Genomic DNA, 15134 nt, shown 5'->3' on the forward strand with positions numbered 1-15134 from the left:
CATAAATAACTTAGTAATACAATAGCATATGTATTTTTGAAGTACCAGAATAATAACCAAAGAACTGCATGAATCAGAACTGCTCAATAATTGCAGCAATACTGCCGACCAAATCGTGGCAATGCTCGAATTCATGCTTTTTCAGGTTGTCATGCGCCGTACCCATCAAGTAGCCCTTGCCTGCAGATCGGAGCATCGGGATATCGTTCTCATCGTCGCCGAAGGCGTATGTGTTCTCACGAGGAATCCCAAAATGAGAACTGATGGAGACCAATGAATCCCCTTTACTGGTCGGGCAGATGTCAAAAAGCTCCCTGCCGGTGGTAACTACATGGTAGGAATCTTCCCAAGCCCTTCGACTCTCTCTGAGTATCGCTTCCTTGTTCAGGCGGCATACACCGGTGATTTGCAGGATTTCGTCATCGATATCTGAAAATACATCAAAGGTCCTGGTAAAGCCTTTAGCCAAATACCCCTTGTCTTGCTCCATCTTAAGCGATGCGGAGGGAAGATGGATGGCATGCTTGCCCGAGAGCAAAGGAATTGCTCCCAGCTCGAGCAGGGAAGTCGTAATCTGCTCTGCATCGGTGGGATGGATGGTATGATTGGGAATCAACTCCTGACCCTGATAGAGAATTCTGCAACCGTTGGAAGCAGAAAAGACAACCTCATTCTCAACTTGCTCGAATAGTGGGAGTAATGAGAGATGAAAACGCCCGCTTGAAATGCAGAACAAATAGCCCTTGTCTTTAGCTTCGTGTACCAAGGAAAAGAAAGACGGGGAAATCTCACGCTGCCCATGAGGGAGAATAGTCCCATCCACATCACAAAAAAACATACCGTTGTACCGACTCACACCCACCTCCACCCCTTTTACAGGCAGTATGACAAATTATCTTTGTTGGTACAAGCAATTATCCTGCAGTCATTCTGGACTGCAGGATAGAGTAGTATACAAACGAGGAAAAACGTCAGCCTCTGGCCCCGTACGTATCCTGCATATCAACTTCGGAAATTGAAATGCCCAGCGCATTTGCAACACCTTCCCCGTACGCAGGATCGGCAAGGTAGCAGTGCCTGATATGCCGCTTCTGCACCAAGATCGTCGTTCCCTCCATGTTACGGGCGGTATTGTCGAATAGCCGCTGCTTCTCATCGTCCTTCATCAAGCCAAAGAGCTTTCCAGCCTGCTCATAGTAGTGGTCGTCGTCCTCACGATAATCGTAGTGGTCGACAGGGCCTCCTCCATCGTAGGCGGGTTCGGTCAGTTTGTTCTGGTCCTTCCACATCCCATACGAGTTGGGGTTGTAGTGCACGCTGCCGCCGAAATTCCCATCCATTCTCATTGCGCCGTCGCGATGGAAATGATTGGTGTCCACCTTGCTGCGGTTGACGGGAATCTGGTAGTGGTTCACCCCCAGGCGGTAGCGCTGGGCATCACCATAGGAGAAGAGCCTGCCTTGCAGCATGCGGTCCGGCGAATAGCCTATGCCGGGAACACTGTTTGCAGGGTTGAAGGCTGCCTGCTCGACATCCTGGAAGTAGTTGTCCGGGTTCCTGTTGAGCTCCAGCACCCCTACTTCATGAAGAGGATACTCACCGTGGTACCAGACCTTGGTCAGGTCGAACGGATTGTCAGGATGCTTTGCAGCCTGCTCTTCGGTCATAACCTGTACATACATGGTCCATCGGGGGAAGTCACCTTTCTCAATGGATTCAAACAAATCCCTCTGATGGCTTTCCCTGTCATTGGCAACGATTGCCGCAGCTTCTGCATCGGTCAAGAATTCAATGCCCTGTTGGGTCTTGAGTGTGAATTTGACCCACACCCGCTCATTTTTTGCATTGATGAATGAGTAGGTATGCGAGCCATACCCGTTCATATGCCGGTAACTTTTGGGAATGCCCCGGTCGCCCATGGTTATGGTCACCTGTTGCAAGGCTTCAGGAAGGGCGGACCAGAAATCCCAGTTGTTCTGAGCCGATCGCATGTTCGTTCTGGGATCGCGCTTGACCGCATGGTTGAGATCGGGAAAGAGCATAGGATCTCGGAAGAAGAACACCGGGGTGTTGTTTCCTACCAGATCCCAGTTCCCTTCCTCGGTGTAATACTTCATGGCAAAACCACGGATGTCGCGCTCTGCATCGGCGGCACCGCGCTCACCTGCCACTGTTGAAAATCGGACAAAGGCCTCGGTCTTTTTACCGACTTCACTGAAAATCTTCGCCTTGGTCCACGCTGTGATGTCCTTTGTTACGGTGAATGTACCAAAGGCTCCACTACCCTTGGCGTGCATGCGCCTCTCGGGTATGACTTCCCGGTCGAAGTGCGCCATTTTTTCCAAATACCAGGTGTCCTGCAGGGTCACCGGTCCACGCTTGCCGGCTGTCTGGATATTCTCATTTTGTGCAATAGGGCGGCCGCTGATTGAAGTCAAGGGTTTCTTCATTGTGTCGTCACGCCCATCTCGATCTGCCATGGTTGGTCCTCCTTTTTCTTTCACGAAAATACATTCTCATAGTTGTAGTATGACACAACCGGCAAGGATTACAAGTTGAAAATGTACTTATTGAGACTCTGTATTATAAAAGGCTTTACTTTGAAGCTAGGTAAACTGCATGGATTGTGCTAGTATTTACCGAAAGTGAGGAGAATTTCATGCAGAACAGCACCCTTGATCTCCGACCGCTACTGCTGAAACGATTGCACCCCTATATGCTTGGCATTGTGCTTATCGCCCTGCTTGCAGTCCTTGCCCCCCTCTCCTATGAGAACCCGGACAAGATGGCTTATGTCCTTTTGCTGCTCCTGCTCTTTGCCATGCTGCTCGCCTCCATGCTGGTATTGCACATGGGGCTGTATGCCGTAAGCGCCTCACTGACTGTTGCCGTTACTTTTTTCGGCACATGGGGCTCCTTTCTGATTAACTCCCAGATGCTCTTCTGCGATTTCTTCCCCTTGGTGTATGTCACCGGCTCCATCATGATCTCCAGCCTCTTTCTTCCTCTTGCTGCTACGCTTGCCGTCATCGCCGCCCACAGCCTGTTGTTGATCCTTGTCGTTCTGAACACCCCGATCCTGCAGACCCAGAACTGGCCGAGTTTTTTCATTTTCATCCTCTTTGTCTCCATGATCAGCACTATTGCCAATCAACTCATCAAAACTCAGATGAAACAATTGCAGGAAAGCTCGATCCGGGACCACCTGACCGGTCTGTTCAACCGAAGGTACTTTGAGGAGACGTTGAAAAACAAGCTGAAGCGAGTTCAAGATTCAAAAACTTCAGTGGGCATCATTCTTTTGGACGTAGATCATTTCAAGCACTTCAACGATACCTTCGGCCACGATGCCGGCGATGCCGTACTCACCGAACTTGCCAACCTGATGATCCGCCACTTCGACATCACCGTCAGTGTCTGCCGCTATGGAGGCGATGAGTTTGCCATCCTTCTATCCATGGCTCAGAAGGAGGAACTTGTCCTGCTTGCACAAGCCTTGGTAAAAAAAGTGAGAAACCTTTCGGTGATGCACAAGGGGAAATCGCTTGGGAACATGACCATCTCCTGTGGTTGTGCCATGTACAACAACAGTATTGAGACCATCGAGCAGTTCATCAAGCGTGCCGACCAAGCCCTCTATCAGGCAAAAGAACGGGGCAGGGATCAGGTAGGCGGGTACTAGTTTCTCTTGATTACTTAACATATATATAGTATATCTGAAGTATGAGTACCATTCTGATAGGAACTTCAGGCTACAGCTATACCGAGTGGGTGGGCCCCGTATATCCCAAGGGCACCAAGAGCGAGGAGTTTCTTGCCTCGTATGCACAGCTGTTTCCCACCGTTGAACTGAACTTCAGCTACTACCGCATGCCCGAGGCCGCCCAGCTTGCCTTGATGCATCAGACAGCACCTTCGCTCAGGTTTTCCATCAAGGCGCATCAAAGCCTCACCCATGTCATCGATGCCCGGCAGTGGAGGGAACAGGCAACCTTGTTCCGTCGTTCCCTGGAACCGCTTCTATCACACAATGTCCTGGATGCAGTGTTGTTGCAATTTCCCTCCTCCTTCCATTATGAGGTCGACCAGAGAAAGTATTTGGACTCACTGCTCAGGGTCCTTTCCCCGCTTCCCTTGGCAGTGGAGTTCCGCAACAGTCGGTGGTACAACAACCGGACCCTCGATTCACTGAGGGAGCGGCGGGTCTGCTTTGTCTCCCTCGACCTTCCCCAGATCCAAGGCAACCCCCCTGTCATGGATGTCCCCACTTCATCACTTGCCTACCTGCGCCTGCACGGGAGAAACAAGGAGACGTGGTGGGGTTCCGATGCAGCAAGCAGGTATGACTATCTGTACAGCGACAGCGAACTGAAAGCCCTGCTGGAACGGGTTCTCTCACTGACGGTAGGGTCGCAAACGATCCTGGTGTACTTCAACAACCATCGCAGGGGACAGGCGGTTGCCAATGCCAAGCATCTCAGAGAGTTGCTTGCGGCAAGCGGAGGTGAGGCATGCATGAGTCAGAAGCAAGCATTGTCCACGTCAACATAACAGACTTCGCTGCAGCGGTTGCCATCGCAAAGCAGCCGCGTCTTGCAACCCGTCCGTTCGCCATAGCCCTCGAAGGTTCAGCAAGGAGGGTGGTCATCACAGCCTCCCGCAAGGCTTGGGAGGAGGGCATCCGCGTCGGCATGCCGGTCAGTACAGCCCAGCGCATGCTTCCCGCTCTGGAAGTACTGCCTCCCGACACCCAATCGGCGGCCAAGGCTGACAGCGCCATTGCCTCCCTGGTGGCATCCTACTCGCCTGACATCCAGTGCGACAAAGGCGGACATGTCTATCTGGACATGAAGGGAACAGGCCGCCTCTTCGGTCCTGTGATGGACAGCGCCCTGAAAATTCGCAAGGAGATCCGCGAACAGCTTGGCCTTGAAGGTGCGGTGGCCGTAGCCTCAAACAAGCTGGTGGCGAAAATCGGGACGAGGGCGATCAGACCCTGTGGGTTGGCCCACATCCGTGAGGGTGAGGAAGCCTCGTTTCTGGCCAGCCAGGATGTCGGTCTGCTCTCGGGGGTGGGAAGTGCCATCGCCAGGCTGCTGGAGGTGGCAGGCATCACCCAGATCGGCCAGATAGCAGCCCTGGACGACAACCAGATCATTGCCTTTCTCGGCAGACGCGGGCTCGCCCTGCGCGACGCCGCCCGCGGCTTGGACACCTCATCACTGCAAAAAGGTGTGATGAACAAGCGCTTCATTCTGCGAAAGGTCAACTTCTCTGAGCCGATTCTCAGTCTTGACGAGCTCAAGGCCGCCGTGTTCGCATCAGCCGAAGATGCCGCCCTGCAGATGAGAATGGAGAGCATGGGCTGCCAGGCGGTCCACATCATGCTCTTTTGGAGTGACGGAAGAACCAGTGAGGCAACCAGGCGGACCAAGGGACAGTGGGTATACGACCATGAGATAGAGACCTCGCTCTTTCAGGCGGCAATGCAGGCGATGGGACGCAGGGTCAGGCTTTTAGCCTTCACCATCAAGCTGTTTGAATTGGGACCGGTATTCGGACAAACAGACCTGTTCATCCCCGATGTCCTGCAGAAACAGCAATCGCTGCAACACTCAATCGACGAGGTACGCCAAAGGTTCGGGCCGGGCATCCTCACCCATGCAACGGCCCTTTGCCATGGAAACTAGGCTTTCCATTACAACCAGTTACTCCCTCTTGTGGGGGACCATGCAGCCAAGGCTTCTGTTCGACAGGCTCAAGCAATGGAATGTGAAAAAGGTCGCCGTAACCGACCGAGACAGCCTCTGCGGGTACCCTGCCTGCAGGGAGGAAGCCCAGCGGTGCGATATCGAGCTCATCTGTGCAGCAGCCCTGACTGAAGGAGATGGCGAAATCCATGCCTTCGTGCAGAATCAGAAGGGGTATGAGAAGCTGTGCCTGCTGCTTACCAAGCGTGCAGAAGATGGTGCCTTCTCCTACCTTCCCTCCTTGCTTGCAGACAGCGAGGGGCTTGTGCTTGCCACAAGCAGCCCGACCCTGCTCGCAACGCTTGCCAAAAGCAAGGCCGACCTGTATGCAGCTGTCACCCCGTCCTGTCTTGCCTCCGTTCAGACTGCGCGAAGACTCGGTCTTCGCCTGCTTGCCTGTGATGATGCCCTGCTGCTGGAAAAAGAGGACGAGGAGGTCCATCGCATCCTGCGTTGCATGGCCTTGCACAAGACCGTCGGTTCACTGCAAAAAGAAGATTGCGCGGTTTCCAGCAACGTTCTGCTCGACTCTGAGAAGTGGAACCAAGCCTTCTCGTGCTGGCCCGAGGCGGTACACAATGCAAGGAAGCTGGCGGCCTACAACCCCTTCCCATCATCACTCATCTTCCCCGACTATCCGGTTGAGGATTCGGCACAGGAGCTGGAAAAACGGGTCCTCAGTGGTGCCGAAATTCGCTATGGGGAGGTCAATGATGCCATACTGGAACGCATCACCTATGAACTGCACATCATCGGCAGCAAGGGTTTTGCACCGTACTTCTTGGTCATGCACGATATCGTGCAGATGAGCAGCCGCACATGCGGGCGCGGCTCGGGGGCCGCCTCGATCGTCTCCTATTGCCTGTTCATCACCAATGTCGATCCCTTGGCCCATCATCTGTACTTTGAACGCTTTCTCTCCCCTTCCCGCCTCGACCCTCCCGATATCGATGTCGACTTTGCCTGGGATGAGCGCGACGGAGTCTTTGCCGCCGTCTTTGAGCGGTTCGGCCGCGAGCACTGTGCACGGGTGGCAAACCACAACAGCTTCAGGCTGCGCGGGGCGGTCAGGGAGACAGGACGCTGCTTCGGCCTCAGTGATACACAGATCAGTGAGGCTGAAAAGAGGTTGTTCATCAGCGGCCTGAAAGACCTCGACGATCCTTTGTGGCAGACCATCTGTCGCATAGCAACGAAGCTTGAAGGGCTGCCCAAGGAGATCTCCATGCACTGCGGAGGCTTGGTCATCACCCCAAGGCCGGTCTACTGCTATGCACCGCTGAGGTTGAGCAGTGACGGGTACCCCTTGCTTGCCTGGGAGAAGGAAGGGACCGAGATGGCGGGATTTGTAAAGATCGACCTCTTGGGGAACCGCTCACTTGCCGTCATCCGCGACACGTTGGAGAACCTGGAGGAAGAGCAAATCCATATCGACCAGCGGTTGTGGCACCCCACAGAGGACGCTCCCACCATCGCCGCCCTTGCCAGAGGGGATTCGATGGGAGTCTTCTACATAGAATCGCCGGCAATGCGGCAGCTGCAGAAAAAAACCGGCCGCGGGGATTTCGAGCACATTGTCATCCACTCCTCGATCATCCGCCCTGCGGCGAACAAGTTCATCGCCGAGTATGTCGAGCGCCTTCGCGGCAAGATGTGGGAACCGTTGCATCCCAGGCTTGCCTACATCCTTGATGAGACCTACGGCATCCTCTGCTATCAGGAGGATGTGTCCAAGACCGCTGTCGCTCTTGCCGGCTTCAGCGAGTCCGATGCTGACAAGCTGCGCAAGGTCATCGCCAAGAAAGCCGGAGGAGAAAAACTCAAGGTTTACCGCCAGCAGTTCTTCGACGGGTGCAGTGCCAATAATGTAAGCGAAGAGACGACGCGGATAATCTGGGAGATGATGCTCAGCTTCGACGGCTACTCCTTTTGCAAGCCGCACTCAGCCTCCTATGCCATGGTCTCCTTCCAAAGCGCATATCTGAGGGTTCACCACCCTTCTCATTTCATGGCCGCCGTCCTGTCCAACCAAGGAGGCTACTATCGCAGCCAGGCCTACATCAGCGAGGCACGGAGAATGGGAATCCATGTGGAAGGCCCGGATATCAACCATAGCAGGATCCTCTACCATGCCCAAGGAAATACCTTGTTCATCGGTCTGATGGCCGTTGCCAACCTGACCTGGCAGGCAAGAGAACAAATTCTGGAGGAAAGAAAGAAAAGAGGCCCGTTCACAGACCTCAAGGATGCCTCTTCAAGACTCAGCCTATGCCGCGAGGACTGGGTATCCTTGGTGGAGAGCGGCTGTTGCGACAGCCTGGGACCACAGTACCGGCGCAGCGAGCAGTTGAGAATCCTGCTCACCAATGCAGTGAGAAATACGTCCTCCGACCAATTGGAACTCTTCTCACCCGAGAAGCATATACCTGTACAAACACGGGCTCTGGTGCAGGTCAAACGCACCGAGGATGAACTGCATCGTGAGTTCTCGGCCTTGGGCTTTTTGCGCACCAGTCATCCCCTGCTGTTGTGGTCGCAGTATCTGAAGGGTCTCAAGCGGGTAAAAGCTTCAGAGCTTGGTCGGCACAGGGGGCGCTATGTGAATCTCATCGGCTATCAAATCACCCAGAAGCAGGTCATGACCAAAGGCGGACAGAGCATGAGCTTCGTTTCCTTCGAGGATGAGACGGCCCTCTATGAAACAGTTCTGTTTCCCGACCTCTACCAACGCTTCTATCCACTGCTCTCCACCTTGTGGCCCTTGGTGGTGTTCGGGTTGGTGCAGGACGACCAAGGGGCCTTGGTGGTGGAGGTGCAACACCTTAGGAAAGTTGGTTCCTAAGCACAATTTCCTGCTCGATTCGTGCAAGATAGCCCTTCATATTGAATTTTCGTTCCAATCCCTTGTCGTTCATATAACGGATGTTGCCGAAGATCGCCCGCTCGGCCCAAGGCCTGTCATGCTTGCCGAAGCACCAGGCAACCCCGGCATAACCGTTGGGGTCGCGCCCGTCCATCTGATAGGTGTTGTTCAACGCCAGGGCACGGTTGAATGCTTCCTTGGGAGTGGGGCTCCATTCAAGGATTTTCTTTCCCCAGTACATGCGCAGGTAGTTGTGCATGGTTCCCAGCTCGGTCAACTCCCTCTGTGCTGCATTCCAATACGGGTCATGGGTCTGTCCCTGCTCCAGCTCGGCAAACGTATACAGCACCGGCCTTCTGTCCTGCTCGTGAAACGAGAGGCTCTTCCGAGCCCAGGCAGGCAGTCCTTCAAAGGAGTCGTATAGGGGATTGAACCAGACATAGTTATAGGCAAGTTCCCTTCGCACAATGAGCTCTTCCAAAAACACCCGTGCATCGGCAAGGTTGGTGTCATGCACTGCATGGTAGATATCGATCGCACTGATCTGCCCGAAATGCAGGTAGGGACTCAGGCCGGAACCGTGGCTGTTCGATGGATCGTTGCGCAAGGTCGCATAGCCGTCGAGTTTGGACTCGACGAACAAGGCGAGTTTTTTCTGCGCTTCAGCCTCCCCTCCTTTGAGGTGGGGGCAGGATGCCCCCTTGCTGTCAAGGGAGAGCGAATCCAAGACCTGTGAAAGGTTCGACAGCTTTATTGGATCAAATGGAGGCTCCTCCGAAAGAGCACAGAGATGAGGTGCCTCAATTTCGATGGCTTGGGCGAAATAGGCGATCATGCTTTCAATCTTGCGCCTGAGTGTTGCCGCCGAATACTCTTCCTTATCCGACACAGCTTCAAGGGGCACGATGACATTTGTCTCGACTTCGTAGAAGGGACAGAGGCTGAAACCAGCTGCTTGCTTTCGCCAAAGACGCTCGGCTCGTGTGTATGCCCGGTCGGTCACCAGGACGCACACCGACGGCATGAGCTTTGCAAGGCCCGCAAGGATTCCATCATGATGCACCCAAAATGGGATGCCAAGCGATTGCAACGTCTGCTGCACCTCGGCAAGGCCTTCCAGCATGAATTGGAAGTGACGTCTCTGGGCTGCTGAAAAATTCCTTTCCAGGCCGAAGTAGACAACCAGGGGCTTTTTCAAGGCGTTTGCCTGCTCGATGGCAAATGCAAGTGCTTCATTTTGTCGCACCCGTTGGGCGGCCTGCATCCAATACACGACATACGAGCCGGCCTTATTGACCGGATTGTCAGCCGTTTTTATGATTCTCTGCGCTTCGATCATGGATTGAGCATAGCATGGATCAGCGGAGAAAACAGCTACAATGAGTGCTCCAGATAGGAGAGAATCGCATCCTCATCGCCAAGGCTGTCATAATCACCGACCAGCTTGTTTTCATAGTGATAGACGAAACCCTCGGCCTCGTTGTGTTCCAGGATTTCCGCCAGTTCCGATTCGCTGTGCCTCTGCAAAAACGAGGCGAAGGCCCGGATGCGGGGGTTAGCGAACATCAGGGCATCACAAGGGAAATCAGGACAGGCCCAACATCCTGTGTATCCACGTGCCTTGCAACACACAAAGTGCTTGCACCAGTCCTTGCCCGTGCAACCATCGTTTCGACACCCGACACAATGCTCTCTCTCACTGCACAGGCAGCAGGCAAGGCCGCAGTAGGCAAATCCTTTTTCCCTATCCATCCTATGCTCCAGAGCGCTTGAGTTGCTTGATTACTTCCTGGGAAGCCAACTTTCCGGTCATGATGGAGATCGGCAGGCCCGAGGGGCTGAAGGTCCACTGCCCCGCCTGCAACACATCAGGCAGGGATGTCCGTACTGATTTGGTGATGTGTTTTAGTGAATGTACTACGGCAACCTCCCCTTCGGTGAAAGACCAGCCGGTGATCGCCCCCTCGCTGTTCGCAGTCAATCGGGACAAGGTGAGAGGACTTGCCGAGAAAGCGTCCAGTACATGTTCGGACAGGGATGGATAGATTCCCCCACTCAGAACTTCAAGCATGCAATCCTGTACAAAGAACTTCGCCTCCTCGTACCACCCGTCCTTTTCGATTTTTTCAAACAGCTGATAGGAAGCAAGGGTGCTGATGATAAGACCTGTCCTGCCTTCTGGTGCAAGAGAACCGTCGCGAAGAGCGGGAATTGAAATCTCATATGTTGTGGCTGCACAATAGGCCTTCAGGTAGGCCTTGATCTTCTGTTTGTCATGACAGCTTCCATCCAATGCAGTCTGGTCGACCGTACTCTGGCCTACCAGCGAAGGGGTATAGAAGAGATGGGGGGTGGACAACCGCTCAAAGTAGGAAGGGGGCAGGTCGACGGCAAGGTAGCAGGTGAAAATCGAATCCCCGCCGTGCTTTGTTTCAAGATTTCTTTTAAATCGAAGCGTCTTGGTTGAAAGCTGCTTTTCATCAACACTTCGATACAGTGCTTTCAAATCGGCAGCCCAGATCAGCTTCTTGTAAGCAATACCGTCAAGCAGGGTGTGCTTCTCAATATCGACGGCGGTAACCGGACAATCGAGCAGAACATCCACCCCATACTCCTTCAAGTAAGTATAGAGTGCATCGGTAAGCTTTCCGGTCCCCCCCTTCGGATACTGGTACTCACAGTACAAGCCGAAATAGCTGAGGGCGAAGAAGGTGGGGGTATCGGCAAAGAAGTGCTGGGCGATGATGTCGATGAGGGCCTTGTTCTTGGTGAACCTGCCCAGATAGGCAACTACCGGCTCATTGAGCCTGTCGATCTTCCCGATGGTGCCCAAATACCGCATAAGCCAGGGCAGCAGCGTTTTTCGCACATATCCGAGGTCCTGATAGTTGTCCAGAAAGAGAGGATTGTCGATGCCGTACAAAACGTCCATATAGCGGGTGATTTTTCTGATTTCATCCATGATCAAGGCTATATCGGCAATGTTTTGGGGAAACAACCTGTCCAGCATCTTCTGATACTCGGATAGGCTCTCCGTGTCGGTAACGATTACCTTCTCGCTGCCGATTGCAAGGGTGACCAGGCTTCTGACCCAATTCATTTCAATACCCAGTTGCTTGAGCATGGGAAACACAATGCCGGAGTTTTCTATGGCCCTGATGCCCTGATCGTAGACAAAGCCATTACGCTTGAAGGAGTTGACCAGTCCTCCGGTTCTGTCCTGCTTCTCACAGAGCAGCACCGACAGGCCTGCGCGGGCACAATAGGCTGCCGCAGTCAGACCTGCAATGCCGCCTCCTACCACCACTACATCGTATGCTTTCTTCATACCCTTCTTCCCCGTTGCAAATCAGATAGACTCGTTTGCAGGCAACGGGCAAGCCACACTTCCTGTTCCCTGCTTTGCATACCTTAGCATGAAATTATGTGAATCAGATACTGAAATCGTGAGGGAAAAGACATCTCAATGGCTCCTGGCCGCAAGCCTGTACGTCTTGGTTTTTCCTCGTCCTTGTACTTGCAGCAAGCCTATGTCAGTCATTTTCTTTGCAATCAAATATGCTCGAGTTCGTTGTATACTCAGCAAATCCATCACAGCTTTTTCGTCGATTTCTTGGTTTGTAGCTACATAGTCAAGAATCTTACGCATTTGGTCGGTTATATAGAGAGTTTTGCCGGGGGCGTCATCTGATACCTCTTCGGCACTTCCTGCATGTTTTTTTGCAAAATTCATATTCGCCAGTGTTATTCGAAACGAGTTTTCCGTTACTGATATCGTAGGCTTTCTGTCACAATCACGATACAGATCGAAAATTCTACGAAGGCCGGTTCCATACGCCTCTATATGTTTCAAGCGAAAGAAAATCTGTGCAAGCAACGGATTTCTTGGTTGTGATATGCCATTGAGTATATCTTCGGTAGTCAATCCAGGTACAAGACCTCCCAACGAAATGAACTCCATACGCTCTGCATTAATATTGATGATAATACTTCCACTAAAGCTATAATTCCTATGGACAAGGGCATTCAACAAGGCCTCCCGTATCGCTTCCGGGGGATACTCCATTGCGTCAATGCGATGCAAACCACGAATAATCGATTCAGTTCTATTATTGAGCATGCAATAGGTATAGGAGTCATTCAGTTGCTTGAAAATAGAACCGTTGAATTCTCGCCTGTCTTTAAACATGGTGTTTGCTGTGTCATCAAATACTGCAATCTTTACAGAATGCGTACATTGGTCGGATAGTATGAGCGCCAGATTTGTATAGTGGCCTTGAACAGATCCTCGCAATCCCAATGCAAAAGACTTGTCGTGCGTGAAAGCGACGTTTCTATTCTTGAATTCAGCATAAGCACTATCAAACGTTAAGTCCTGAAGTAAGCTTTGTTTTGACTCAAACGAATCACCGTCTGATAGATGTATCGCATGGCGAATCAGATCCCAGGATGCTGGAGCAGTGACAGTTCCCTGTCTTACATATACACCGGAAGGCTTTATACCATGCTTTTTGAGAAAATATGGTTTCTTGATTCCTTCTTCGACCGATATCTTGATTACCTTGTTTTCCAACAGCTCATACTGTACAAACATCGTTACATCGGGCAGGATTGCATCGCGAATCATATTTGAAAGCCGGTTGTACTCTGCATCGAGATTACTGATTCCTATTTCTTTTCCAGTATCATTGATGCCAAGGTAAATTGTACCGCCATGAGTGTTTGCAAATGCAATCACTTCCTTGGCAATATCTTCGGTAAGGGACTGTTTAAACTCAACTGATTCACTTTCATATACCATAGAAAGACCTCCAGGATACCGATGTAAGAATACTATGAATATTCACCAATAACAAGTGAATATTCACTTTTAAGGGTGAATATTCACTGAATCTTTTAGAAATACAGCAAGAGAACTCTTTCTTGGAACCTATGCTTAAGGTATTTTCACCAGGCTGAATGATGGCATGAAGGGGTGGAAGCCTTTGTCGCCCAATTGATAGGTCACTATTGGTTCTGGATCAGTCGGTACTTCCCTGCATGACGGTCCGAAATCAAGCTTGACAACGCTATCAGAACTATTATGGAAGGCCAAAGTTGTATCCTCCCAGAAGTTAAAGGAATTGCTGATATCTATAGTAAGCACAACCTTTGTAGTTCTGGAAATGGAAAAGGGGGTAATATATGCTCGCATACCCCCGCCGACGGTTTCTCCACTACGAATGGTCAAAATGTCCGAACTGCCCCAGAAATCAGGATCGTCAAAGAGATTAATCACCTGAATAGGACCAGATCCAACAGAAACAGGACGTGTATGCAGGAAAAATGACGTATACCCATTACTTTCAAGCTCTGCCCTCATCCACTGCCATTGCGGAGGATCCTCAGCATTAATTGCAGTATTTACGATGATATCACGCTTCATCCAAGCTCCATCATCATTGAAATACAGACGAATGGTAGAAGTATCGTACTCCAAACCTGATAGGTCTGATCTACTTGTAAGTTTTGTCAATTTAGTTGTATCGGCATCAGTTGACCAGGACGGCACACTGAACGAGCACTCAAGATCCATCTCCAGATAGGTGAATCGCATCTCATAGCCGGTATATTCACCAACGGGAATTCGTTTTCTTCCCAGCAGCAAAGGAGTTGTAAAACGACCCGAGAAGCCGTATACCTCGGGAGCATCCTCATCAATGATGGGAATCACTGCTCCATCCTTGCGGATGAGGGCAAAATAGGTTAGAGCGATTTGTATGTGGATGGCGTGATGTTTCTGGAAACTTCAGTATCAGAACTTCTTGTTGAGCGGGAGACCGTATCGATGACGGCTTCCAAGCTCACTTCTGCTTCTCCTGCAGCCTCGCTGCAGCCGACCAAGGCGAGAATAATCACGAAAAGGGCAATGCTTCGAACGAGGTATTTCATGGAAACCTCCAACAAACATTACAGATTATTCATAGTGTAATTCATGTTTGCAATTTGACAATATCATCAATGTGTCTATCAGCACAATAAGTATGTCTTTCATAGCCTCGGCTGCAGGGATTGTGTACTATATGTATATGAATCGATTACGCACGTACCACGGCGCAGGCATCATCTTCTGGACGCATACCGAGAAGGGGGAGGTTTCCATCCTTCTTGGAAAACGAAGCATGAATCCGCAAAACCGCCGCTGGTCGTTTCCCGGCGGCGGCTGGGATGAACAGGACGGCTATACTCCTGGAGGAATGATTTCCTATCAACGTACGGCCATGAGAGAGTCGATTGAGGAGATGGGGATGAAGGTATCAGACCCTTCGGCGCTTCGTTTGATTTGGAGTCTGACCCTACCCTTTTTCCGCTACAAGGTCTATTCCTATCATCTGGAAGGGATGGTGAACCCACCCTATATCTCAGAGTTCTCCGAGTATCGGTGGTGTACGTTGGACTCACTTCCCAAACCCTTGGTGGCATTTGTACCATCGCAGATCCGGGCATTGAAGCGCAAAACCTAAGAAAGGTGCCGGATTCCC

At 51.7% G+C, this 15134-nt stretch carries 13 protein-coding genes; 5 read left to right on the forward strand and 8 right to left on the reverse strand.

Translation table 11 applies throughout. The features are described 5' to 3' along the window. Positions 1-73 precede the first annotated feature (73 nt). Together MUG09_RS08410 and MUG09_RS08415 are read right to left on the reverse strand one after the other, a co-directional pair. Positions 74-856 carry an HAD-IIB family hydrolase gene (locus MUG09_RS08410; RefSeq protein WP_244770969.1) on the reverse strand — a complete coding sequence of 261 codons (783 nt, stop codon included), beginning with the start codon at positions 854-856 and terminating at the stop codon, positions 74-76. A 115-nt stretch (positions 857-971) separates the two neighbouring features. After that, entirely contained in the window at positions 972-2480 is a 1509-nt protein-coding gene (locus MUG09_RS08415; RefSeq protein WP_244770970.1) for a catalase, read from the reverse strand. Between the two features lie 179 nt (positions 2481-2659). On the opposite strand from MUG09_RS08415, the gene MUG09_RS08420 reads away from it, so the two are divergent. Genes MUG09_RS08420 through dnaE form a run of 4 tightly spaced genes read left to right on the forward strand, consistent with a single transcriptional unit; the run spans position 2660 to position 8592 of the window. Then, positions 2660-3682, forward strand: coding sequence for a GGDEF domain-containing protein (locus tag MUG09_RS08420; protein WP_244770971.1), 1023 nt, complete (start codon positions 2660-2662; stop codon positions 3680-3682). A 41-nt stretch (positions 3683-3723) separates the two neighbouring features. Further along, positions 3724-4551 carry a DUF72 domain-containing protein gene (locus MUG09_RS08425; protein ID WP_244770972.1) on the forward strand — a complete coding sequence of 276 codons (828 nt, stop codon included), beginning with the start codon at positions 3724-3726 and terminating at the stop codon, positions 4549-4551. Then, positions 4512-5690: a DNA polymerase Y family protein gene (locus tag MUG09_RS08430; protein WP_244770973.1), complete on the forward strand. Its 1179-nt coding sequence runs from the start codon at positions 4512-4514 to the stop codon at positions 5688-5690. The genes MUG09_RS08425 and MUG09_RS08430 overlap by 40 nt, the downstream gene beginning before the upstream one ends. After that, positions 5662-8592 (forward strand): DNA polymerase III subunit alpha, encoded by a 2931-nt coding sequence (gene dnaE, locus MUG09_RS08435; protein ID WP_244770974.1) that lies wholly within the window; start codon positions 5662-5664, stop codon positions 8590-8592. The genes MUG09_RS08430 and dnaE overlap by 29 nt, the downstream gene beginning before the upstream one ends. On the opposite strand, the gene MUG09_RS08440 is transcribed toward dnaE, so the two are convergent. The 6 genes from MUG09_RS08440 to MUG09_RS08465 all read right to left on the reverse strand — a co-directional run bounded on the left by MUG09_RS08440 (position 8573) and on the right by MUG09_RS08465 (position 14544). Further along, positions 8573-9952, reverse strand: a complete 1380-nt coding sequence (locus MUG09_RS08440; protein WP_244770975.1) for a deoxyribodipyrimidine photo-lyase — start codon at positions 9950-9952, stop codon at positions 8573-8575. The two genes, dnaE and MUG09_RS08440, sit on opposite strands and share 20 nt — an antisense overlap. Before the next feature lie 35 nt (positions 9953-9987). Further along, positions 9988-10365 (reverse strand): DUF3795 domain-containing protein, encoded by a 378-nt coding sequence (locus MUG09_RS08445; protein WP_244770976.1) that lies wholly within the window; start codon positions 10363-10365, stop codon positions 9988-9990. A 1-nt stretch (position 10366) separates the two neighbouring features. After that, complete coding sequence (locus MUG09_RS08450; protein WP_244770977.1) at positions 10367-11941, reverse strand: phytoene desaturase family protein; 1575 nt, start codon at positions 11939-11941, stop codon at positions 10367-10369. A 135-nt stretch (positions 11942-12076) separates the two neighbouring features. Continuing rightward, on the reverse strand, positions 12077-13414 hold the full coding sequence (locus MUG09_RS08455; protein ID WP_244770978.1) for an RNA-binding domain-containing protein: 1338 nt from the start codon (positions 13412-13414) through the stop codon (positions 12077-12079). A gap of 135 nt (positions 13415-13549) precedes the next feature. Beyond that, on the reverse strand, positions 13550-14326 hold the full coding sequence (locus tag MUG09_RS08460) for a hypothetical protein (RefSeq protein ID WP_244770979.1): 777 nt from the start codon (positions 14324-14326) through the stop codon (positions 13550-13552). Positions 14327-14358: 32 nt separating this feature from the next. Next, the gene (locus MUG09_RS08465; protein WP_244770980.1) at positions 14359-14544 is read right to left on the reverse strand and encodes a hypothetical protein; all 186 of its coding nucleotides are present in this window, start codon (positions 14542-14544) and stop codon (positions 14359-14361) included. A 137-nt stretch (positions 14545-14681) separates the two neighbouring features. On the opposite strand from MUG09_RS08465, the gene MUG09_RS08470 reads away from it, so the two are divergent. Further along, positions 14682-15116, forward strand: a complete 435-nt coding sequence (locus tag MUG09_RS08470) for an NUDIX hydrolase (protein WP_244770981.1) — start codon at positions 14682-14684, stop codon at positions 15114-15116. Positions 15117-15134: the final 18 nt, after the last annotated feature.

The sequence above is a fragment of the Sphaerochaeta associata genome (genome assembly GCF_022869165.1).
Taxonomy (GTDB): domain Bacteria; phylum Spirochaetota; class Spirochaetia; order Sphaerochaetales; family Sphaerochaetaceae; genus Sphaerochaeta; species Sphaerochaeta associata.

Coding starts and splice junctions, on each gene's coding strand:
- MUG09_RS08455 (WP_244770978.1), bottom strand. CDS start 13,414: ATGGTATATGAAAGTGAATCAGTTGAGTTTAAACAGTCCCTTACCGAA.
- MUG09_RS08470 (WP_244770981.1), top strand. CDS start 14,682: ATGAATCGATTACGCACGTACCACGGCGCAGGCATCATCTTCTGGACG.
- MUG09_RS08450 (WP_244770977.1), bottom strand. CDS start 11,941: ATGAAGAAAGCATACGATGTAGTGGTGGTAGGAGGCGGCATTGCAGGT.
- dnaE (WP_244770974.1), top strand. CDS start 5,662: ATGCAACGGCCCTTTGCCATGGAAACTAGGCTTTCCATTACAACCAGT.
- MUG09_RS08440 (WP_244770975.1), bottom strand. CDS start 9,952: ATGATCGAAGCGCAGAGAATCATAAAAACGGCTGACAATCCGGTCAAT.
- MUG09_RS08465 (WP_244770980.1), bottom strand. CDS start 14,544: ATGAAATACCTCGTTCGAAGCATTGCCCTTTTCGTGATTATTCTCGCC.
- MUG09_RS08415 (WP_244770970.1), bottom strand. CDS start 2,480: ATGGCAGATCGAGATGGGCGTGACGACACAATGAAGAAACCCTTGACT.
- MUG09_RS08445 (WP_244770976.1), bottom strand. CDS start 10,365: ATGGATAGGGAAAAAGGATTTGCCTACTGCGGCCTTGCCTGCTGCCTG.
- MUG09_RS08425 (WP_244770972.1), top strand. CDS start 3,724: ATGAGTACCATTCTGATAGGAACTTCAGGCTACAGCTATACCGAGTGG.
- MUG09_RS08430 (WP_244770973.1), top strand. CDS start 4,512: ATGCATGAGTCAGAAGCAAGCATTGTCCACGTCAACATAACAGACTTC.
- MUG09_RS08420 (WP_244770971.1), top strand. CDS start 2,660: ATGCAGAACAGCACCCTTGATCTCCGACCGCTACTGCTGAAACGATTG.